This window comes from Nocardia sp. NPDC059691 (assembly GCF_042733915.1).
Taxonomy (GTDB): Bacteria; Actinomycetota; Actinomycetes; order Mycobacteriales; family Mycobacteriaceae; genus Nocardia; species Nocardia sichangensis.
This window is the reverse complement of sequence record NZ_JBHWFB010000007.1, coordinates 195,513-215,456: the sequence shown is the minus strand read 5'-3', so window position 1 is coordinate 215,456 and position 19,944 is coordinate 195,513. Positions and strand designations below refer to the sequence as shown.

General features: G+C 69.3%; 21 protein-coding genes. 14 read left to right on the top strand and 7 right to left on the bottom strand.

The window, feature by feature from the left end; genetic code table 11:
- Positions 1-63 precede the first annotated feature (63 nt).
- Entirely contained in the window at positions 64-660 is a 597-nt protein-coding gene (locus tag ACFV2O_RS17770) for a helix-turn-helix domain-containing protein (protein WP_379252723.1), read from the top strand.
- Positions 661-722: 62 nt separating this feature from the next.
- Positions 723-1,121, top strand: a complete 399-nt coding sequence (locus tag ACFV2O_RS17765) for an NUDIX domain-containing protein (RefSeq protein WP_379252722.1) — start codon at positions 723-725, stop codon at positions 1,119-1,121.
- Between the two features lie 57 nt (positions 1,122-1,178).
- Here ACFV2O_RS17765 and ACFV2O_RS17760 read toward each other — a convergent pair whose 3' ends face one another.
- The gene (locus ACFV2O_RS17760; protein WP_379252721.1) at positions 1,179-2,054 is read right to left on the bottom strand and encodes a hypothetical protein; all 876 of its coding nucleotides are present in this window, start codon (positions 2,052-2,054) and stop codon (positions 1,179-1,181) included.
- Between the two features lie 365 nt (positions 2,055-2,419).
- On the opposite strand from ACFV2O_RS17760, the gene ACFV2O_RS17755 reads away from it, so the two are divergent.
- Positions 2,420-2,941: an OmpA family protein gene (locus ACFV2O_RS17755; protein ID WP_379252720.1), complete on the top strand. Its 522-nt coding sequence runs from the start codon at positions 2,420-2,422 to the stop codon at positions 2,939-2,941.
- A 42-nt stretch (positions 2,942-2,983) separates the two neighbouring features.
- Here ACFV2O_RS17755 and ACFV2O_RS17750 read toward each other — a convergent pair whose 3' ends face one another.
- From ACFV2O_RS17750 to ACFV2O_RS17740, 3 genes are read right to left on the bottom strand one after another with little or no spacing between them, the layout of a single operon-like run.
- Positions 2,984-5,716, bottom strand: coding sequence for a cytochrome P450 (locus ACFV2O_RS17750; RefSeq protein ID WP_379252719.1), 2,733 nt, complete (start codon positions 5,714-5,716; stop codon positions 2,984-2,986).
- Positions 5,713-6,936: a cytochrome P450 gene (locus ACFV2O_RS17745; RefSeq protein WP_379252718.1), complete on the bottom strand. Its 1,224-nt coding sequence runs from the start codon at positions 6,934-6,936 to the stop codon at positions 5,713-5,715. Before ACFV2O_RS17745 ends, ACFV2O_RS17750 begins: the two co-directional genes overlap by 4 nt.
- Entirely contained in the window at positions 6,933-8,171 is a 1,239-nt protein-coding gene (locus ACFV2O_RS17740) for a cytochrome P450 (RefSeq protein WP_379252717.1), read from the bottom strand. The genes ACFV2O_RS17745 and ACFV2O_RS17740 overlap by 4 nt, the downstream gene beginning before the upstream one ends.
- Before the next feature lie 270 nt (positions 8,172-8,441).
- Between ACFV2O_RS17740 and ACFV2O_RS17735 the strand changes: the two genes are divergently transcribed.
- From ACFV2O_RS17735 to ACFV2O_RS17710, 6 genes are read left to right on the top strand one after another with little or no spacing between them, the layout of a single operon-like run.
- Positions 8,442-10,100 (top strand): fatty acyl-AMP ligase, encoded by a 1,659-nt coding sequence (locus tag ACFV2O_RS17735; RefSeq protein WP_379252716.1) that lies wholly within the window; start codon positions 8,442-8,444, stop codon positions 10,098-10,100.
- Between the two features lie 23 nt (positions 10,101-10,123).
- Positions 10,124-10,912: a ferritin-like domain-containing protein gene (locus tag ACFV2O_RS17730; protein ID WP_379252715.1), complete on the top strand. Its 789-nt coding sequence runs from the start codon at positions 10,124-10,126 to the stop codon at positions 10,910-10,912.
- A gap of 4 nt (positions 10,913-10,916) precedes the next feature.
- Complete coding sequence (locus tag ACFV2O_RS17725; RefSeq protein WP_379252714.1) at positions 10,917-11,483, top strand: PaaI family thioesterase; 567 nt, start codon at positions 10,917-10,919, stop codon at positions 11,481-11,483.
- Positions 11,480-11,746 (top strand): acyl carrier protein, encoded by a 267-nt coding sequence (locus tag ACFV2O_RS17720; protein WP_379252712.1) that lies wholly within the window; start codon positions 11,480-11,482, stop codon positions 11,744-11,746. The genes ACFV2O_RS17725 and ACFV2O_RS17720 overlap by 4 nt, the downstream gene beginning before the upstream one ends.
- Positions 11,743-12,591 carry a class I SAM-dependent methyltransferase gene (locus tag ACFV2O_RS17715; RefSeq protein ID WP_355076530.1) on the top strand — a complete coding sequence of 283 codons (849 nt, stop codon included), beginning with the start codon at positions 11,743-11,745 and terminating at the stop codon, positions 12,589-12,591. Before ACFV2O_RS17720 ends, ACFV2O_RS17715 begins: the two co-directional genes overlap by 4 nt.
- Before the next feature lie 16 nt (positions 12,592-12,607).
- The gene (locus tag ACFV2O_RS17710) at positions 12,608-13,450 is read left to right on the top strand and encodes an acyl-ACP desaturase (RefSeq protein ID WP_379252711.1); all 843 of its coding nucleotides are present in this window, start codon (positions 12,608-12,610) and stop codon (positions 13,448-13,450) included.
- 61 nt (positions 13,451-13,511) lie between these two features.
- Here the strand turns inward: ACFV2O_RS17710 and ACFV2O_RS17705 are convergent, their stop codons facing one another.
- The gene (locus ACFV2O_RS17705; protein ID WP_379252710.1) at positions 13,512-13,979 is read right to left on the bottom strand and encodes a PaaI family thioesterase; all 468 of its coding nucleotides are present in this window, start codon (positions 13,977-13,979) and stop codon (positions 13,512-13,514) included.
- A 176-nt stretch (positions 13,980-14,155) separates the two neighbouring features.
- Here ACFV2O_RS17705 and ACFV2O_RS17700 point away from each other — a divergent pair, with 176 nt between their 5' ends.
- Positions 14,156-15,187 (top strand): DUF2293 domain-containing protein, encoded by a 1,032-nt coding sequence (locus tag ACFV2O_RS17700; protein WP_379252709.1) that lies wholly within the window; start codon positions 14,156-14,158, stop codon positions 15,185-15,187.
- 30 nt (positions 15,188-15,217) lie between these two features.
- Here ACFV2O_RS17700 and ACFV2O_RS17695 read toward each other — a convergent pair whose 3' ends face one another.
- Entirely contained in the window at positions 15,218-15,622 is a 405-nt protein-coding gene (locus ACFV2O_RS17695) for a hypothetical protein (protein WP_379252708.1), read from the bottom strand.
- Positions 15,623-16,104: 482 nt separating this feature from the next.
- Between ACFV2O_RS17695 and ACFV2O_RS17690 the strand changes: the two genes are divergently transcribed.
- From ACFV2O_RS17690 to ACFV2O_RS17675, 4 genes are all read left to right on the top strand, one after another.
- Entirely contained in the window at positions 16,105-17,265 is a 1,161-nt protein-coding gene (locus tag ACFV2O_RS17690; RefSeq protein WP_379252707.1) for a lipase family protein, read from the top strand.
- A gap of 135 nt (positions 17,266-17,400) precedes the next feature.
- Positions 17,401-17,727, top strand: coding sequence for a plasmid stabilization protein (locus tag ACFV2O_RS17685; RefSeq protein WP_355076542.1), 327 nt, complete (start codon positions 17,401-17,403; stop codon positions 17,725-17,727).
- A gap of 42 nt (positions 17,728-17,769) precedes the next feature.
- The gene (locus tag ACFV2O_RS17680) at positions 17,770-18,012 is read left to right on the top strand and encodes a hypothetical protein (protein WP_355076543.1); all 243 of its coding nucleotides are present in this window, start codon (positions 17,770-17,772) and stop codon (positions 18,010-18,012) included.
- Positions 18,013-18,252: 240 nt separating this feature from the next.
- Entirely contained in the window at positions 18,253-19,314 is a 1,062-nt protein-coding gene (locus ACFV2O_RS17675) for an NAD-dependent epimerase/dehydratase family protein (RefSeq protein WP_379252706.1), read from the top strand.
- Here ACFV2O_RS17675 and ACFV2O_RS17670 read toward each other — a convergent pair whose 3' ends face one another.
- A complete protein-coding gene (locus ACFV2O_RS17670) occupies positions 19,315-19,923 on the bottom strand; it encodes a TetR/AcrR family transcriptional regulator (RefSeq protein WP_379252705.1) in 609 nt (202 codons plus the stop codon).
- Positions 19,924-19,944 lie beyond the last annotated feature (21 nt).

The window sequence follows — 19,944 nt, the reverse complement described above, 5'->3', positions numbered from 1 at the left end:
CACATCGGAAGCATCGGTACAAATTCGATGCCAGTGGCATCGTAATGGAGGTCAGGAAGCGGCATGGGCGAAACGGCGCAGGACCCGCAGTCGGCGACCCGGAGCACGGGCCGGCCCCGGGACGAGTCGGTCGAGCAGCGCGTGCTGGCGACCGTGCGGGAGATGCTGGTCGAGGTGGGTTGGGACGAGTTGAGCGTGCGGGCGGTGGCGGCACGCGCGGGGGTCGGCCGGGCGTCCATCGGTCGCCGCTGGCAATCGAAGGCCGAACTGGTGCTGCACGCCGTCCTCGGTGAGACGCCGGATCTGGGCCCGTTCGAGGGAACCGATCGGAAGGGATGGATCGAGTGGGTGCTGCGCGGCAGCCGGGAACTGTTCGCGCGGGACGATGTTCGCGCGGCCGTGCCCGGCCTGCTGACCGCGCTCGATCGCGATCGGCAATTGCGCGACCGGCTGTGGGCCGGATTCAGCACCCCCGCGGCCGCGCTGTTCGCCGCGGGCGACACCGAATCGCGTGCGCGATCCGAACTGGATGCCAGGGCCGTCATCGCGCTGGCGGCCGGTGCGGCGCTGTTCCTGGAGTTCGTCGCCGACGGCGACGACACCGCGCTGATCCACCGGCGCATCGGCGAGCTCCTGCACCGCGCCGTGCTCGAGCACTGAGCGGCCCGAACCGCCGCAAATCCGGTTGACGTCGCGTTCGGTCCGCTCAGTACAGTGGGCCGGTGATTCGCACCGCCGCTCTGGCCCATGTCCGGGATCGCCGCCTGCTACAGGCGCGCTCGGTGGGCAAGGACGTCTTCTACATGGCCGGCGGCAAGATCGACCCGGGCGAGACGCCCGAGGCGGCATTGCACCGCGAGGTGCGCGAAGAACTCGGCGTCGGCGTCGTCGCCTACGACGAACTCGGCGTGTTCCGGGCCGAGGCGTACGGGCACTCCCCTGGCACCCAGCTGCACATGACCTGTTTCACCGCGGAACTCGACGGGGAGCCGCGACCCACCAGCGAGATCGCCGAACTGCGCTACTTCACCGTGCGCGAGTACGCCGCCATGGACCACGTCGCCCCCGGCTCGATGCTGGTCTTCCGCAGGCTGCACGAACTCGGCGCGGTCGACTGGTAACTCACCGAGAAGGCCTGATACACAGAGGTTTTCGGGAAGAGCGAGCTGCCTGCCGCATCACGCGCCGTTCTGCTGCGGACCGCGCAGAAAACGACCGACGGCGGTCTCGTCCAGAGCGAGCGCCTTGACGACCGCCGCCGCGCCCACGATCACCATCGACAGGACGAAAAGCCAACTGACCGTGGTGAAGGCCAGGCCGAGCGGACCGAAGTGCGCTTCGGCGTTCGCCGTGGTCCGCGGCAGCACCACCCGCCCCACCGCGTGCATCGCGGTCAGACCGGCGGCAGTGAGCACTCCGGACACCCACAACGGCCGCCCGGTCAGCGCTCCCTTCGTGAGCAGGAAAGGCGCGACCGTCCAGACGCAAGCCCAGACGACCAGCTCACCCGCCAGGGCGAGCGGTCCACCCGCGTACCGGATTCGCGTGAGCTCCCTGGTCTGCCCCACCAGCGCCACCGCGATCGCGACGGCGAGCAGCGCGGCGAGCCAGCGCCACGCATCGCGGGGGCCAAGGGTCGGCACCTTCCATACCGCCGCGTAGACGCGAGCGAGCGCGCGCGCGAACGAGGTCCCGCCGAGCACGACCATGAGCAGTCCGACCACGCCGAAGGCCGCCAGCGTCGGATCGTCCGAACTCGCGCCGGTTTCGGCGCCCAGCGAGCCGGAATCGAACCCGAACTGGTCGTTTATCGTCTCCGCCGCCGCATGCCACCCGCTGAAGACGGACGCGGCGATGATCACCGGCAGCACCGAGGTGAAGATCTGCGCGGCGAGCACCATCGACCGATCGACGATCTGGACCTCCGCCAAGCCATCGATCACCCGGCGCACGGTGCGGCCCTGGGGCGTTCCGCGCAGCCATCCGGTCGCTGCCCGGCTCCGTGCCAGCGAGACTTCCCGGGCCAATGCCACGGACAACTTCACCGACCGCACCGCGATTCACTTCCTCTGCTCATCCGGCCGCGAAGGGCCGATTCGCGCGACTGGTCCGCTTCGTCTCGACGTCCGGCCCCTCCCGAACCGGTCGTCGCCCGGCCGGGAGAACTCCCGCATTTCGCCGAATCGACGCTACGCCGCGCTCATGGCGACTCGCGCACATTCCGGCAACAATTGCGCCGCTCGTGACCGGGCAATGCGGCGACCCGCGAAACGGCACTCCGGGGCCGCGTGCCTGTGCAAGGATCGAGTGCACCGACAGCATTGGACAGACGTATGCGTGCGGGCCTGTTCCCGGGCAATTCCACGCATCGCACCGAATGGCGCATACGGGATTTCTCCACCGAAACAGGAGTAGGCAGATGATTTCCAAGAAAAGCGTCAGTGGAATCGCCGCTGTGGCCGTCGCGCTGCTCGTGACCGCGGCGTGCGGGTCCGACGACGGCTCGAACTCTTCGGCGACGACGACCGAGCAGACCCACCCCCTGCGCAGCAGCCTGGCCGCGACCGCGTCCTCGGCCGTGCGCTCGGGCCTGAACACCGCGCAGCAGGTGATCCAGGACGCGATCAACGCGGCGCTGGCCGCCGCGCCGATCACCTTCGACAGCGGCAGCTCCGACCTCAGCGGGACGGACGTCGCCACCATCAAAGTGGTGGCGGTCCCGTTGAAAGGCAACGACGCCAAGGTGGAGATCACGACCTACGCCCAGGACGAGAACCCCGCCACCGCCAAATCCGTGGCCAAGGCCAGGGGCGACAACATCGCGGCAGAACTCGAGTCCGCGGGCGTCGAGAAGTCGCGCATCACCGTGAAACCCCAGGGCAACCCGACCGACCAGAACATCAAGGTCGACGAAGCGAAGATCGAGGTGCTCGGCAGCTGACCGTGTTGCCATCGGGCCGGGTCCGGCCCGATGGCGCCGGACTCATACGGCGGTGAAACGAGTCGGCAGCGCCGCCAACCCGCGGATCACGACATTCGGCTTGTACGGCGGCGTGTCCGACAGCGCCTCGATGTCGCGGACCTTCCGCAACAGCACCTCCAGCAGCACTTCCATCTCCAGCAGCGCCAGCGGCGCGCCGAGGCAGTAGTGGATGCCCAGGCTGAAGCCGAGATGCTTCTTGGCCGGGTTCATCGGGTCCGCGTACCGGGCGACGTCGATGCGATCGGCGTCGGCGTAGGCCGCGTCGTCGCGATTGGCCGAATTGATCAGCACCACCACGCCTTCGCCCGGCTCGAAGTCGTGCCCGGCCAGCGTGATCGGGCGGGTCGCGGCACGCGTGGTGATCTGAACCGACGGTTCCAGGCGCAAGAGTTCGTCGGGCGCCGAGGCGACCAGTTCCGGTCGCTTGCGCAGCGTATCGATCGCCTCTGGGTTGCGCATCAACTGCAACGAACCGGTGCCGATCAGGTTGGCCGTGGTCTCGTGCCCGGCCACGAACGTGGTGATGCAGGTGGCGAGCAACTCCTGTTCGGTGAGCACGTCCCCGCGATCCTCGACCTGGGACAGCGCGCTGAGCAGGTCGTCCTTCGGGTCGCGGCGGCGCTGGTTCAGCAACTCGCGGAAGTAGCCCATGAATCCGCGCGAGGCCGCGCTGCGCGCCTTCAGCGCCTCCGCCGGCAGCGTGTAATCGTGGTCGAAGCCACGCGCCAAATCCTGCGACCACTGGTGAACCTGGTCGTAGGCCTCCGGCGGCACCCCGATCAGCTCGCACGCGATGATCAGCGGCAGCGGGTAGGCGATCATCTCGACGAGGTCGAATTCGCCTGCCTCCATGGCCTTGTCGACCAATTGCTCGGTGAGTTCCTGGATTCGCGGACGCAGCCTGGTCACCATGCGCGGGGTGAAGCCCTTGGTCACGAGGTTGCGCAACCGGGTGTGGTCCGGCGGCTCCATCCACAGGAACGAGGTGGGCAACTCCTCGGGCGCGTCCTCCGGCGACACCGTCGGATGCATCATCGCCGCCTCCTCCGCGTGGCTCCACGCGGTGGTCGACAGGACGGCGGCGCAGTCCTCGTAGCGGGTGAGCACGTAGTGGCCCAAGGGGGTCTGGTGCAGGCGGCCCGCCTCGCGCAGCACCCGGGCCGGGCGGTAGGGATCCGGTCTGCCTTCGGGGCCGAAGAGCTGGATCAGGGCGGTCTGGACGGCGGAATCCTGTTCCGCGACAGCCGTACCAGCGGTTGACGAGTCCATGTCGAGTGGTTCCTCCTGTGCGGAGCACCGACGCCGGTCGATGCTGCCGGTAGTCGAAATGGGTCGGCGATGGGAAGGGATGGACGGCCGCGGGTCCGGCGAAGGACCCGATGCGCGAAGGGGTCCGGGACCGGTGGGACGGATGTTCGGTGCGGCCGCGCGGGTGCCGCCGCGCAGCAGTACTCGTCCCGCCATCGCGGGGTGCAGCAGTGCCGTCGGCGGTTCGACCAGGTTCGCCACTCGCAGAAAGGTCCTGGACACATGCGGGTCGACGTGGGCCGCGCGATGCACGCGGGCCACATAGGCGTTGGTGAGCCGCGTGCGCACCGTGCGCGGCCCCACCACCCCCGGATGCGCCAGATCCGCGCCGGCCGACAGTTGCCAGGCGACGTCGAGCGCCTTGTCCGCCGCCGCGTAGAACCTCGCGGGGAGATCGGGCGTGGGTCCGCCGGAGCGCAGGCACGCGCGCAGTGCCGCGGCCTGCTGGGCGGCGACCGCCATGCCCTGGGCGTAGAGCGGGTTGAAGCTGCACAGCGCGTCGCCGAGCAGTAGGAAGCCATGGGGCACCGCGGCACGGCGCCGGTAGGCCCTGCGCACCGGAGCGCGGAAGCGGTGCGGCACCGCGTCGCCGACCGGTTCGGAGCGGGTGATCAGATCGAGGATGTCCGGCGCGGCGAGGGAGGCGGCGAACCGGGTGAAGCCGTCGGGGTCGGTGGGCGGGTGGTCACCGAGTATCCCGGCCAGCGTGACGTGCCAGCGGTCGTCTTCCACCCGCACCGCGCCGCCGCCGCGGCCGTTGGCCCCGGTCGAGATGATCACCGAGGCGTGCCCGTCGAGCTGGCCTTCGAGGCGGCGGTAGAACCGCGAGGAGTAGCCCAGATCCACCTCCAGCCGCTGCTCTGCGGGCGGCTCTGCGCCGAGCGCGGTGAGCCACACCGGCGCTCGCGTGCCGCGTCCGGTCGCGTCGACCACGAGGTCGGTCGCATGCGTCTCGACGCCGGAATCACCCGTCACCGACACGGCGCGCACGCCGTGCCGGTCACCGATCAGGCCGCGCGCGGTTCCCGCCACGAGCCGCACCTGAGAAAGCCGCGATATCCGTTCCCGCAATAGCGATTCCAGCAGAGGCCGGGTCGCGATCAGCGAGGTGAGCCCGGTGGCGGCCGGCGCGGCCCGCAGCCCGCCCACGTACCACCTGGTCGCGACCAGGGCCTCGGCGCGGGTCGCGCCGCGCGCGGTCATCTCGTCGGTGAATCCGGGCAGCAGTTCCTCGATGACGGTGCGGCCGCCATCCAGCAGGCCGTGCAGGTGCCGTGCCTGCGGAACGCCTTTGCGCATGCCCTCGACGTCGAAGCCGTCGCGCTCGAACACCGTGACCCGCGCGAAGTGGTCGGCCAGAACCCGCGCCGCCAGCAGCCCGGCGACGCCAGCGCCGAGCACGACGGCGTGCCGTGCCCCGTTCACAACGTCACCGGCAGCGACACGATGCCGCGGTGGATCAAGCTCGGCCGGTACTCGATCGCGTCGGTCGCGGGCGCCAGTTTCTGAGCCCGCGCGAGCAGCGCGCCGACCGCGGCTTCGGCCTCGATCCGCGCCAGCGGCGCGCCCACGCAGTAGTGGATGCCGAGACTGAAGCCGAGATGCTTGCGCGCGGGATGGTTTCCGGCGTAGCGGGTGACATCGAAGCGGTCGGCGTCCGGATAGACCCGGTCGTCCCGGCTGGCCGACGCCGTGAGCACCACGACTCCGTCGCCCCTGCGGAACCGGTGTCCGCCGACCACCGTGTCGGCCAGCGCTACGCGAATGGTGAACTGGGTGGGCGCGTCGTAGCGGAGCATCTCGTCCAGCGCGGGCGCGATGAGGTCGGGCTGGTCGCGCAACAGGGCGAGCTGGTCCGGGCTGCGCAGCAGCGCGAGCATGCCGTTGCCGATGAGGTTGATCGAGGTCTCCATCCCCGCCACCAGGGTGAGCAGGGCAATGCCGATCACCTCCGGCTCGGTGAGCTGGTCGCTGTCCGCACTCGCGGCGACCAGCGCGCTCAGCAGGTCCGGCGTCGGATTCTCCTTCTTGCGCTGGACCAGCCGGGCGAAGTAGCCCATGCACTCCACGGCCGCGGCGGTGCGGGCCGCCACATCCTGCGGCCCGAGCAGCGAATCGGGGTCGCTGCCGCGCGCGATGGCCAGCTGCCACTCCCGGAACTTCGCGGCGTCGGCCGGGTCGGCGCCGAGCAACCGGACCGGCACCATCGCCACCGCCAGCGGCACCGCCAGGCCGTCGAGCACGTCGAGTTCGCCGCGGACGAGCGCCGCGTCCACGATCTCCCGCACGACCTGCCCGGCGACCGGGGCCATCTCGGCCATCAGCCGCGGGGTGAACGCCTTCGCGACGAGCTTGCGGTAGCGGCCGTGCTCGGGCGGATCCATCCGGACGAAGGAACCGGGAATCGCCGCCGTGGTGTCCCGGAACGGACTGATGCCCGCTGCGTAGCCGTGCCCCCAGTCCGCGCCGGTCAGAATCGCGGCGCACTCCTCGTAACGGGTGACCAGCGTGACCGGCACATCGCCGAACGCGAACGGGAAGAGCGCCGCCGCGTCCCGCACCCGCCGGTAGGCCGGATACGGGTCGGCGCGCTCGCTCGGATCGAAGGCGTCGAAGGTGACTTCGGCGGGCGTAACGGTGTTCATCGGGCCTCCATCCGGACACGCAGTTGCGACATGCCGCGCACGACCACGTTCGGCCGGTACAGCGGTTCCTCGAGCAGGGACATGGACGCGACCCGGTCGGCGATCGCCCGTAGCACCACGCTCATCTCCAGCCGCGCCAGCGGCGCGCCGAGGCAGTAGTGCAGGCCGAGCCCGAAGGACAAGTGCCGCTCGGCCTTTCGACCGCGCGCATACCGCGCGATGTCGAACTCGTCGGCCCGCGGGAACGCCGCCGGATCGCGGTTGGCCGACGCCAGCAGCACGATCACCGCATCGCCCGGCGCGAAAGTCCTTCCCGAGACGGTGATCTCGTCGTGCGCGGTGCGTGTGGTCAGATGCACCGGGGCGTCGTAGCGCAACACCTCGTCCACCGCGGGCTCGGACAGCTCGGGGAAGCCGCGCAACCGCTCGAACTGCTCCGGGTTGCGGATGAGCGCCAGCACGCCGTTGCCGATCAGGTTGACCGTGGTCTCGTGCCCGGCGACGACGAGGATCAGCAGCGTGCCGAGCAATTCGGTGCGCGTCAGGCGCGCGCCCGCGTCGTCGGCCTGCACCAGCGCGGTGATCAAGTCGGCGCGCGGAGTGCGGCGGCGCTGCTCGACCAGGTCGCCGAAGAATTCGAGAAAGGCGTGCACGGCGGCGGTGCGCGCGTCCAGCTCCGGTTTCGACAGCAGCACGTCGGGGTCGAGGCCGCGCGCGATGCCCGCCGAGATCTCCCGCACGTGCTCGTGCGCCTCGGGCGGCACGCCGAGCAGTTCGCACACCATGGTCAGCGGCAGCGGATAGGCCAGCGCCTCGAGCAGGTCGACGTCGCGCTCGGCGAGCATCTTCGCCATCAGGTCCTCGACCAAACGCTCCGCGCGCTCGCGCATACCGCTGACGGTGCGCGCGGTGAACGCCTTGCTCACCAGTCCGCGCAGGCGGGTGTGCTCCGGCGGTTCCATCCAGAGGAACGAGCCGGGCAGTTCGACCTCGCTGTCACCGTGCAGCAGTTCCGGTTCCTCGGCGTGGCTCCAGCGCGGGTCCTGCATGATCGCCTGCGCCTCGTGGTGGCGGGTCACCAGGTGGGTGTCGTGCGGGCCCGGCACGAACGGGGCCGCCGCGCGCAGCACGTCGTAACTGCCGTACGGGTTGTGCCGCATGTGCGCGGCGACGCTCTCGACGACCGCCAGCTGAACCGGGGTCGATTCCTCGACCGCGGATTGGTCGGAACTCACCGGCGACTCCTGGGTAGAAATGGACGCGGCGCGGAAAAGGGCATAGCATCCGCCGGATCGCTGCGGACAATTCCGGGACGCGGGAGAGAATTTCTCGTCCATCGTGGTGCGCGGCACCGGCGCGGTGTGGCGACGATTACCCGTTCCTATCGGTCCATAGCCGAAATACTTTATCGCGCAGTGCGATCGGATGATCGGCCTTGTTTATCGCCGACGTCAATTCACAGCGAGTTCAATGCGCCGTCACAATTCGCTGTTTCCGTGGCAGACATGAATTCCGCGGATTCGGCCGGGACCCTGCACGGTCGCCTCGCCGAGATCGCCGCCGCCCATCCCGCGGTGGCCGCCACGTTCTGGTCGCTGCCGGAAACGGTGGACTACGCCGCGCTGCACCGGCGGTCGCTGGTCGCGGCGGCGGCGCTGCTGCGGCGCGAGGTGCGGCGCGGCGAACCGGTGGGCATCCTGAGTCCGAATGCTCCCGAGTTCCTCACCTGCCTATTCGGTGTGACGGCGGCGGGCGGCGCCGCGACTCCCCTTCCGCTGCCCGCAGGCGCCCGCGCGGCGAGCGGCTACCCGCAGAAGCTAGCCGCCATCGTCGCGGCGGCGGGCATGCGCACGATTCTGGTGTCGCATCGCTTCGCCGACCTGGCGGCACTGCTCGGCGACACGCTGGACGTCGAATTGATCGACACCGCAGCACTTCTCGCGGATGACACTGCGACGGCCGACGCCCTTCCCGAGCTGTCGAGCGACGATCCGGCCGTCATCCAGTTCACCTCCGGCAGCACCGCGACACCCAAAGGCGTTCGCCTGACCCACCACAACGTCCTCAGCGGCCTGGCATCGATCCGCACCGGCATCGATCTGAGCCTGGACGATCAGGGCGGGTTCTGGCTTCCGCTGTTCCACGACATGGGCCTGTTCGGCACGCTCTCGGCGATTCTGCGCGGCATCCCCGCCCACGTGTGGTCCCCGCTGTCGTTCGTCAAGGACCCGGCCCGCTGGCTCGCCGACTTCGCCGCCAGCGGAACCACCATCACCGCGATGCCCAATTTCGGCTACGAGGCGCTGCTGGCCGCCGTGCCCGCCGAGCGGGTGCGCGACTACGACTTGAGCCGCTGGCGGATCGCGTTCAACGGATCGGAACCGATCTCCCGAGATGTCGTCGTCGCGTTCTGCGAGCGCTTCGCCCCCGCCGGATTCCGACCGGCGACGATGTTCGGCGTCTACGGCATGGCCGAAGCGACCCTCGCGGTCACCTTCCCGCCACTGGGCCGCGCGCCCGTCTTCGAGTGGGTGGATCGCGCCGCACTGTCGGATGGCGCGATCGCACAGCGTGTTTCACCGGACGCCTCGGGTGCTCGGCCGGTGGCCGGAGTGGGCTCGCCGGTACCGCGTATGCGGGTGCGCGTGGTCGACCCCGACCAGGACTGTGACCTGCCCGACGGCAAGGTGGGCGAGATCCTCATCCAGGGCGACGCAGTCACCGGCGGATATCTCACCGCCGACCCCGCGCGCGTGTCCGGGCTGTTCGCCGACGGCTGGCTGCGCACCGGCGACCTCGGCTACCTGAGGGACGGCGAGCTTTTCGTCACCGGCCGGTGCAAGGACATGATCACGGTGCGCGGCGTGAACTACTACGCCCAGGACGTCGAGGCCGCGGTACGCGACCTCGACGGCGTGTACAAGGGCCGGTGCACGGCGGCGATCGACCCGCACGGCGCGGACGTGATCGCACTGATCGCCGAATCCGAGCGCACCGGAGCCGACGCCGACGCTCTGACCGAGGCGATCCGCGCCCGGGTCTCCGCCGAACTCGGCCTGGCCGCGGTCCAGGTCCACCTGGTCGCGCCGCGCAGCATTCCCCGTACCAGCAGCGGCAAGCTCAAGCGGCTCGCCGCCCGCGATCTCATCACCCACCGCAGGTAATCCCGACCGAACCGGAGCCTTTCGTGCACAGCTATGACGTCTTCCGCCACTACGAGCGCCTGCATTGGAAGCTGGCCGACCTCGATCTCGACGCCGTCGACGCGACCCTGGTCCGTCCCGAGTACATCACCCTGGCCAAGAGCGCGACGATGGGCGAGTCCAACGTCATCGCCGCGGTGCACGGATTCCTGAACGAGTTCGTCGACGACTACGACTTCTCCACGTTCGCGGTGGTGTGGGGCTACCAGGAAGTGCAGCACCACTACGCGTTCCGCTCCTGGCTGAACGCGCTCGGCGAGCGCGTGGACGACAAGGCCGTCGACTCGATGCGCGAGCCGTACGCGCCGGGCACCACCCCGTCGGCGACCCTGGCCACCAACATCATCTCCGAGCTCACCGTCAACCACATCTACCGGGCGGTGGCGAACTGGGTGGAGGAGCCCGTGCTGAAGGGATTGCTGCTCAACGCCAGTCGCGATGAGGCGGGCCACGCGCGCGAGTTCATCCACTACGCCACCGAGCGGCTGCGGCGGCGGCCCGAGGAGCTGCCGTCGGTGCTGGAGACCCTCTACGTGTACAGCTCCGAGGCCAAGATCAAGCACCCGGTCAGCACGTTCAAGGCCGGGATCAGCGAACTCGGCGACCACGAGACCATCGACACCGGCTTCGACCTGTTCCTCGAGCAGGTCGCCGCCGAGGGCGAGCTGGAGGTCCTGCACGACAAGGTCCGGCGCACCTTCGCAGGCATGACCGGACTCGACCTGTCCAGCAACGCCAAGGTTCGCCGGGCCCTGGCCGACGCGATCGCCTAGCGCCATGGACCGCGACAGCGCTTTCGACGACACCGTCCACGGCGGAGTGGACACCGTCCGGGTGCCCTGGTCGGCGATCCCGGACTACCGTTGCTTCGGCTGCTCGCCGCACAACACGACCGGCCTTCGCCTGCGGTTCACCCCGCATCCGGACGGGTTGCAGGCCCGGTTCCGGCTCGGGCGCGAGTTCGAGTCCTACCCCGGCGTCGTGCACGGCGGGTTGATCGGCGTGATCTGCGACGAGGTGATGGGCAATCTCATCGTCCTGGCGCGCCACCACCCGGCGTTCACCGTCACCCAGCGCACCCGATTCCTCACCCCGCTACTCGTCGGACGCGAATACCACTGCGTCGCAACGCTGCCCGGCGACGAAGAAGACCGCCCGATCCGGGCGTCCGCGGAGATCCGCGACGCCGACGGCCTCGTGTGCGCCGGCTCCACCGCGGCCTACCAGCCGTTCGCGCTCGACGACGTGCGCCATCAGCTCACCCTCGGCGACGACGAGGTCGCCGCGCTTTCCCACGCACTGTCCACCGGCACCGCCCTCGCCCCGAACGGAGTCGAGTCATGACCACCACCCACACCGCCGACGACATCCTGCGCACGGTCACCGGCATCGCCACCGCCGAGACCGGCATCCCCGAGACCGAGCTGCGCCCCGACCTGGACCTGCGCGGCATGGCCGGCGTCGACTCGGTGCGCGTGCTGCGCATGGTCGCCAAGATCGAGCGCACCTACGACATCGAACTCGAGGACCAGGACGTGTTCGGCCTGTCCTCGTTGAACGACGTCGTCACCGTGGTCGGCAAGGCGCTGCGCGAGGCGGCGGCGTGACCGTCACCGACCAGCCGGTCACCGCAGACACCAACCAGCACTACGACCTCGACCCCGACATCTTCGGCCAATTCCTCGACCCGCTGCGCAAATACAGCTCGGCGCTCTACGAATCCGAGTCCGACACCCTCGAGCAGGCGCAGCGGCGCAAACTGCGGTTCGTGGCCGACCGGCTCGGGCTGACCGGCGGCGAACGCCTCTTGGACGTGGGCTGCGGCTGGGGCTCGCTGATCCTGTTCATGGCGGCGGAATTCGGCTGCGAGACAACGGGTGTCAGCCCGGCGCCACGCCAGCACGAGTACATCGCCGAGCAGGCCCGCGCCCGCGGTCTCGCGGATCGGGTGCACACCCGGGTCGGCCACTTCGAGCGGATGGAACTGCCGCCGCGCGGTTTCGACGCCGTGACGCTGCTCGGCTCGATCGTGCACATGCCCGATCTCGGCGCGGTCTTCCGCCGAGCCCGCGGGGTGCTGCGGCGCGGCGGCACGCTGTACGTGTCGGAGAGCTGCTTCCGCAACGCGTCCGCGCGCACGGCGTTCGACGCCAAGGCCGGAACCGAGTTCGTGCGCGCTGACATCTTCGGGTGGGGCGATCTGCGTCCGCTCTCCGACCTGGTCACCGCCGCGGAGGACGCGGGTTTGTCCGTCATCGCGGTGGACGACCTCACCGAGCACTACCGCCGCACCATCGACGACTGGATCGCGAACGTCGACGCCGCAGCCGAACGCATCGACGCGCACGGGCCCGGCTTGGCCGCGAAGCTGCGGCACTACCTGGAGATCGCGAACGCCGGGTGGGGTTACACCACCAAGCATTACGCGCTGACCTGCCGTAACGCCCGCTGAGCCGCAGGAGCGACAGATGAACATCGAATCGGCGCTGATTCCCGTCGACGAAGTGGTCGCGGCCGTCGACGGTTTCCTCGCGGCCTCGCCCGCCACGCGCGCCTGGGACGTGGAGACCGCCTTCGACTGGTCCCGCGCCGACGCGGGCCTGCTCACCGAAGGCCAGCGGTCCGCGGTCCAGTTCGTCACCCTCATCGAGGACCATCTGCCCGGCTACTTCGACGTCTACCACCGCTATTTCCCGGTGGACGACACCGTCGACCGGGACGCGTTCGTGCACAACCGCGAGCTCTACCACTTCACGGTCCGCTGGGCGCTGGAGGAGGACACCCACGCACGCGCGCTGAGCCGCTACCAGGTGGCGTCCGGGATGGCCGAGCGCGGCGCCCTGCGCGCCGAGCTGGCGATCGAGGGGCAGAAACCGTTCGACCTGCCCTACCGGCATCCGGTGCAGTTCTTCGCCTACGCGCTCGTGCAGGAGAAGGCGACGCAGATGTACTACCAGCACCTGCGCGAGGTGGTGAACGATCCGGTGCTCGGGGCGGTGCTGGCGCGGCTGTCGCGCGACGAGGCGCGGCATTTCAGTTTCATGGCCGACGTGGTCGGCCGCTACCTGCGGGTACGAGGCGACGCCGCCGTGGAGCCGATCCGGGAGGTGATCGCCACCTTCCGCATGCCCTTGGCCGACACCATGCGCGGCTACTGGCGGTGGGCGCTGAAGATCGCCGACGTGGCCTCCTACGACCACACCGAGGCCTACGAGCACCTCGTGAAGGTGATCGACCGCGCGGTGGACGCCCGCAGCGACCGCCTCGACGAATTGGTGCGCTTCATCGACGAATGCCGTGCACTGGCCTGATTTTCGACACCGGACGGCCCGGCTCCCGATCGTGTTCCGGGAGCCGGGCCGTCCGCTGCGCTCAGTGTTCGGGCTGCAAGACCAGGATCGTGGTCGAACCGTGCGCGATCAGCTTGCCGTTCGCGTCGGTGATCCGGCCCTCCGCCGTCGCGGTGCGCCGCCCGAGGTGCACGGCGTTGGCCTCGCAGGTCAGCCGGGAACCGTCCAGCGTCACCGACCGGATGAAGTTCACCTTCAACTCCAATGTCGTGTAGGCCACGCCGTCACCGAGCTTCGTGAAGACCGCGCTCCCCATCGCCGTGTCCATCAAGGTGGCCAGCACGCCGCCGTGCACGGTGAACATCGCGTTGATGGCGGCCGGGTTCGGATCGAGGTAGTACCGGGTGTAGCCGTCGCCCGCGGTCTCCAGTCGAATGCCCAGAGACGCGCCGACGCCTAGGTTTTCGCGAAGTCCCCGCTCGAAAACCGTGGTCAGTTCGGTGACACGGGACGCGACGGTTCCGTTGGCGTGAGTGTCGATGCTGGTCATGGCTCTTCCTCCCTGCGAACGTTGCCCCGCTATTCGACCAGCGCCCGATGAACGCCACCCGACGGCATCCGCTTGCATACCGACATTCGATCGGGTGATAGGACACTTTTTCGTAGCGAATCCGCCGCATCGGCACCGTCCTGCGCCCATCGCGGCGTGCGCTAGGGTTCGAACTCGTGTCCAAGCTGCGGCGACGGGTGGTCGAGGCTGCGGAAGCGGCGCTGGCCCAACGCAAATACGTGTCGGCGGTCGATGTGTTCGCCGTTCTGGGGTGGGTGCGGTCCGGTCAGGTCGATCGCTGGCGACAGGGGCAGGCGCCGTCGCTGGAGCGGGTCACGGCGGTGGACGGGCGACGAATGCTCGAAGCGGCGGATCTGCTGGGCGAGTGGGCCCGCGAGCACGGGCTGACCGCGGCCACAGCGGCGTATCTGTCGAGCGGCCGCGACCGCGAGGCGTTGCGGTTCGTCGACGACGGCGACGACACGGTGTTCCGGGTGCACTGGCTCTCGGCGGAGCTCAGCCCGGCGCGGCGCGAGCAGGTCGTCCAGCGCCAGAACCGGGCCCCGGATCTGACGGTGGTCGAGGCCGCTGAACCTTGGACGTGCGCGGAATGCGCCGAGACCGGCTCGTATCTGATCACCTCCGCGGCCGGTCCGCTGTGCCTCACCTGTTCGGACCTGGATCATCTGGAGTTCCTGCCGGCCGGGAACGCGGCGTTGAGCCGGCGCGCCAAGAAGGAGAGCACCCTCGCCGCCGTGGTGGTCCGCTTCAACCGGCGGCGCAAACGCTACGAACGGCTGGGCATCCTCGTCGAGGAAGTCGCCCTCACCCGCGCCGAACAGCAATGCCTGGCCGACGAAGAGGCCCGTTCCCGCCGCCGCGACCGCGACCGCGTGCGCCGCGCCGCCGAGGACGTCGAATACCGTGCCCGAATGTCCGACGAGATCCGGCGGCTGTTCCCCCGCTGCCCCGCCGACCGCGCCACCGAGATCGCCGAACACGCCGCCGCCCGCGGCAGCGGCCGCGTAGGCCGCACCGCCGCCGCCAAACTCCTGTCCGCCGAAGCGCTCACCCTCGCCGTGATAGCTTCCATCCGCCACCGCGACACCGACTACGACCATCTCCTCATGACCGGCATCCCCCGCTCGGAGGCCAGGGCTCGTATCCGGCCCACCGTCGACCGCGTCCTCGAAAGCTGGCGCGGTTGAGGCGGCGCTGGGTGGCATCGCGTGGTCAGGTCATTTTTCGGCCCCGTCTCCCGCAGGCACCGGCGAACGACGGGCATGCTCGGCCACCCAGACGCCGACGCCGATCGCTCCGGCGACCGGCCACGAGACCAGCCCGGTGACCGCGGCCGCCCCGAGCCCGCCGAAATAGAGCAACGACTCCCGGTCCGGTACTCGATCGAGCACCGCCGTGGTCGCCGAGGAAACACCGGTCGCCACGCTGCGCGGCCCGGGCGGCAGCGGAACTCGCGCCATCCGCATCCCGAGCGTCGGAACCGGGACACGCACCCCGCCGCGCTCTGCGGTCGCGGTGTCGGAGCCGGTCGGCGCTTCGGTCTCGGTGGGCGGCGCGGAACGTGCCTTCTCCGGTGATTCGGACCCGGACTCACGGACCTTCTCGGTTGCTGTCTTGGCCATGACCGCTCCTTCCTGCGCCTGCACCTCGTCGCTGTGTATGTGATCCAGCCAAGCCGTGCTCGCCCCGCATCGCAACCCCTCGTCGGGATGCGTTCGGTCGCGATGTGACAAACGAACGGACACCGCCGGACGTTCGCGGCCATGGCCGACGGCGGATCGAATGCCCAGCGCGGATGTGCGGTCTCCGCTGCGGACCCTGGGATTCTCCCAGTAGTGGCTGTTCAGTTGCTATGCATCACGATACCCACAATGAATCACCTCAAAATCGCCAGTTATCTTCGAGGCCAGTGGATTTTTCGCGCATTCACGAACTCACCACTTCATGTTGCTGATAGTTTGCCGACGATGCACTCTTATGCCCGCCACTGTTCGGCGAATGCGGCGAACTACCCCTGGAGGTCAAGGTCGTGACTCGTCCGTTTCTTCGTTTGCTCGGCAGTAAACGCATCGGTTCCGCCCGTGCCATCGGCGCGTGCTGCGGAATGGCAGTCACTCTTCTGCTCGGGACGGCGGCAACCGCGGACCCGCTCTATCCGCAGCCCGATCCGGACCCGTTCTACGCCGCGCCCGCCGATCTGGCGGCGCACCGTCCCGGTGACATACTCGACGCGCGCGTCTTGCCACCGCTTCCGCTGTTCCCCGGCGCCACCGTCCGGTTGGTCGAGTTCCGGTCCACGAATTCGCGGGGCGCGCCGATCTCGGCGACGACAACGATCCTCACCCCCCTCGGCCAGCGGCCCGGCATGCCGCTGCTGTCGTATCAGCACTTCATCAACTCGCTCGGCACGCACTGCGCGGTGTCGCACCTGCTCTACCACAACGATCCGAACCTGACGCTGACCACGCCGATGTTGAACGTCCTGCTGGCGCAGGGCTGGACGGTAGCGCTGCCGGACCATCTCGGACCGCAGTTCGCGCTCGGCGCCGGGCGTTTGGGCGGCCAGATCACGTTGGACGGTATCCGCGCGGCCAAACAGCTCCCCGAACTCGGCTTGCAGAGCAGTCCGACCGCGCTGGCCGGTTACTCCGGCGGCGGTCTCGCCACGGCATGGGCGGCCGAGCTGCAACCGACCTACGCGCCCGACCTGCGGCTCGCGGGCGCGGCCATCGGCGGCGCCCCGATGAACCTGGTGACGATGGCCAAAGCGTTGGGTTTCGAACCGCATCCGGCGTTCGGCCTGGCCATGGCGACGGCGATCGGCCTGGAACGGGAGTACCCCGACCGCGTGCCGACCAGCCAGTCACTCAACGAGCGCGGTCTGGCGCTTCGCGACGAGATGGCCAACAGCTGCACCAACGACATCCTCGCCGCGGGCGTGAACGGTAGCGCGCGCGACTATGTGACCTCCACGTCGGTCTTCGACACTCCGGCCGCATGGTCGGTGGTCGAGGAGAACAGTGTGGAGCTCTACCCGAGCGCCCCGGAAATCCCCATTTTCGAATGGCATTCACCTAGCGATGGGCTGATTCCGATCGATGCCATCGACAACACCAATCGCCATTGGTGCTCGGCCGGGGTGCCCGTGCAGACACTGCGCGTGGCCGACGTGGAGCATCTGACCGCAGCGGTCCTCGGCGCCCCCTCGGTGCTGCCGTGGCTCCAAGGCCGGGTTCGCGGCGAGCCCGCGCCCAGCACCTGCTGACGTCAGCTCACCACCTCCCGGAGTAGCGGTCGCGCTCTCGGAAGCTTCGGATGGCCGGGCCCGGCGGACGATTCGGGCCCGATCCGGATTGCGCGGAGATTCCCGGGGTAGACCGCAGATACAGGAGGTGATGACATGCCGAAGGCTTGGACCGACAAGCAGGAACGCCAGTACGAGCACATCGCGGATTCGGCGAAATCCCGGGGCGCGAGCACCGGGCGCGCGAAGGAGATCGCCGCTCGCACGGTCAACAAGAACCGTGCCCAGTCCGGACAATCCAAGACCGCGAGCAAGACGTCGACCGACGACAAGTCCCCGCAGCAGCGCGGTGGTCAGCGTTCGCACAGCGGCGCCCAAGGGCCGACCCGTGACCAGCTGTACAACGAGGCCAAGAAGCGCAATGTCGAAGGCCGCTCGAAGATGACGAAGAAGGAGCTGGCGCACGCGCTCGGACGGGACTGACGCGACGCGCGGCTCGGCGACGAAGAAGCGAAAGGAGTGGAGATGACCAAGCAGCAGGAAACGGGCACCATCACCGGCACCAGGGACAAGGACTACAACCTGATCTGGTTCGTCGAGGCGTCCCTCGAGAACGCACTGCGTCTGGACACGTTCATCCAGGACGCGGAACGCGCCGGAGACACCGAGCTGGTGGAGTTCTTCCGCAAGGCGCAGGCCGACAGCCGCAAGGGCGGCCGGATGGGTAAGGAACTGCTTGCCAACCGTCTCGCCCAATCGAATATGTGACGTTTTGCAGACGAGCGGCGGACGGGAGCCCGAGTGGGTTCCCGTCCGCCGCTGGTTCGCAGGTCGTCCGGATGCGCACCGGCCCGTCGTGACGCGGTCCTGGGCGCGCCTTCGGGCTACCGCACCCGGCGGTCGCCGGGCCCGGCCGGGAAGAATCCGATTCACCGCTCTACCGCGGTGTCGTCGCCGACATCCTGGGTAAGTCGCTCTCGAACCTCGTCACCGAGCCAAGGAGCAGATATGCGCGTCGTCGTGGTCGGTGCCACCGGAAACGTCGGAACGAGCGTGCTGGAGACACTGTCGGCCGAAGCGGGAGTCAGTTCGATCGTGGGGATCGCTCGGCGCGTGCCGGGCATCCCGCGCCCGGGTGTGGAGTGGGTGCGCGCGGATGTGCGAACCGACGACCTGGAGTCCCATTTCCACGGAGCCGACGTGGTCGTGCATCTGGCATGGCTGTTCCAGCCCACCCATCAGCCCATGGTCACGTGGCGCGCAAATGTCGGCGGCACGGAACGCGTGCTGCGCGCCGTCGCCGCGGCGCAGGTCCCCGCGTTGGTCTACGCCTCCTCCGTCGGCGCCTACTCCCCGTGCCAGAGCGACGAGCCGGTGCCGGAGAGCTGGCCGACCGACGGCTGGCCACCCGCCGCTTACATGCGGGAGAAGGCTTACGTCGAAAGGCTGCTCGATCGGTTCGAGGCCGAGAATCCGGATCGCCGCGTGGTTCGCATGCGTCCGGCGTTCATCTTCAGCAGGCACACCGCCAGTCAGCAACGGCGTCTGTTCGCCGGTCCGCTGTTGCCGAACCGCCTGATGCGGCCGGGCCTCCCGCCGATCCTGCCGATTCCGCGCGGCCTGCGGTTCCAGGCGGTGCACAGCGCCGACGTCGGACGCGCGTACGCGCTCGCGATCGCGACCGATGCCCGTGGCCCGTTCAACCTGGCCGCGGAGCCGGTGATCGATCGCTCCTGGCTGGCCGCGGTCTTCGATGCCCGGGTGGTGTCCGTTCCGCCCGCGGTGATCCGCGCCGCACTCGCGATGGGCTGGCACGCGCGGACACTGCCCGCCACGCCGGACCTGTTGGACGGGGTGATGCACCTGCCGATCATGGACACCGGCCGCGCGCGGGCGGAGCTGGGCTGGACTCCTCGGTTCACCGCCGTCGACGCACTCCGGCACCTGATCTCCGGGTTGCGGGCGGGCGCGGGGGAAGACACCCCGCCGCTGGCCAGCGACGCGGGCGGGCCATGGCGCTGGAAGGAGTTCACCTCGGGAGTCGGTGGCCGCGAGATCGGCGTCGGCTAGTCACTCGGCCGAGTGCGCGGCGCGCTGACCGCGCGCCCCGGCCAGTACCTGTTCGATACGGGCACTCGTGGACCGGCCCGCCGCGTGCAACGGTTCCGTCGAGCGCAGCGTGCGGCTGAGGACGAAAGCGCCCTCGAGGCTCGTGAGAACGGCGAGGATGAGATCGCGAGCGTCCGTCGCGGACAGGCCGCGGCGGACGAAGTAGTCGGTGCCCGCGTCGATCCAGGAGGCGATGACTTCGGCGGCGACGTCGCGCAGCGCGGGTTCGCTGTCGGCGATCTCACCCGCGACGGTGCCGACCGGGCACATGTTGATCCAGCCGGTCTGCTCGATCTGTTCGGCGGCCGCCGCGAAGGCGGCGGGTATGGCTTCGCGCAAGTCGTCGTGTGCGTCGAGCAGCAGCGGGAGCAACTGGATGTACGCAGCCCCGGACGTGCGCAGCGCCGCGGCGGCGATCTGCGGTTTGCCCTCGGGAAAGTGGTGGTAGAGCGACCCCATCGGAGCCTGAGCGGCGACGGTGAGTTGCTTGACGCTGGTGCCCGCATAGCCCTGTGTGCGCATCAACTCGGCCATCGCGGTGACGATGCGCTCCCGGGTGCTGGTTGACATTTTCTCGGTCACCCTTCCAGA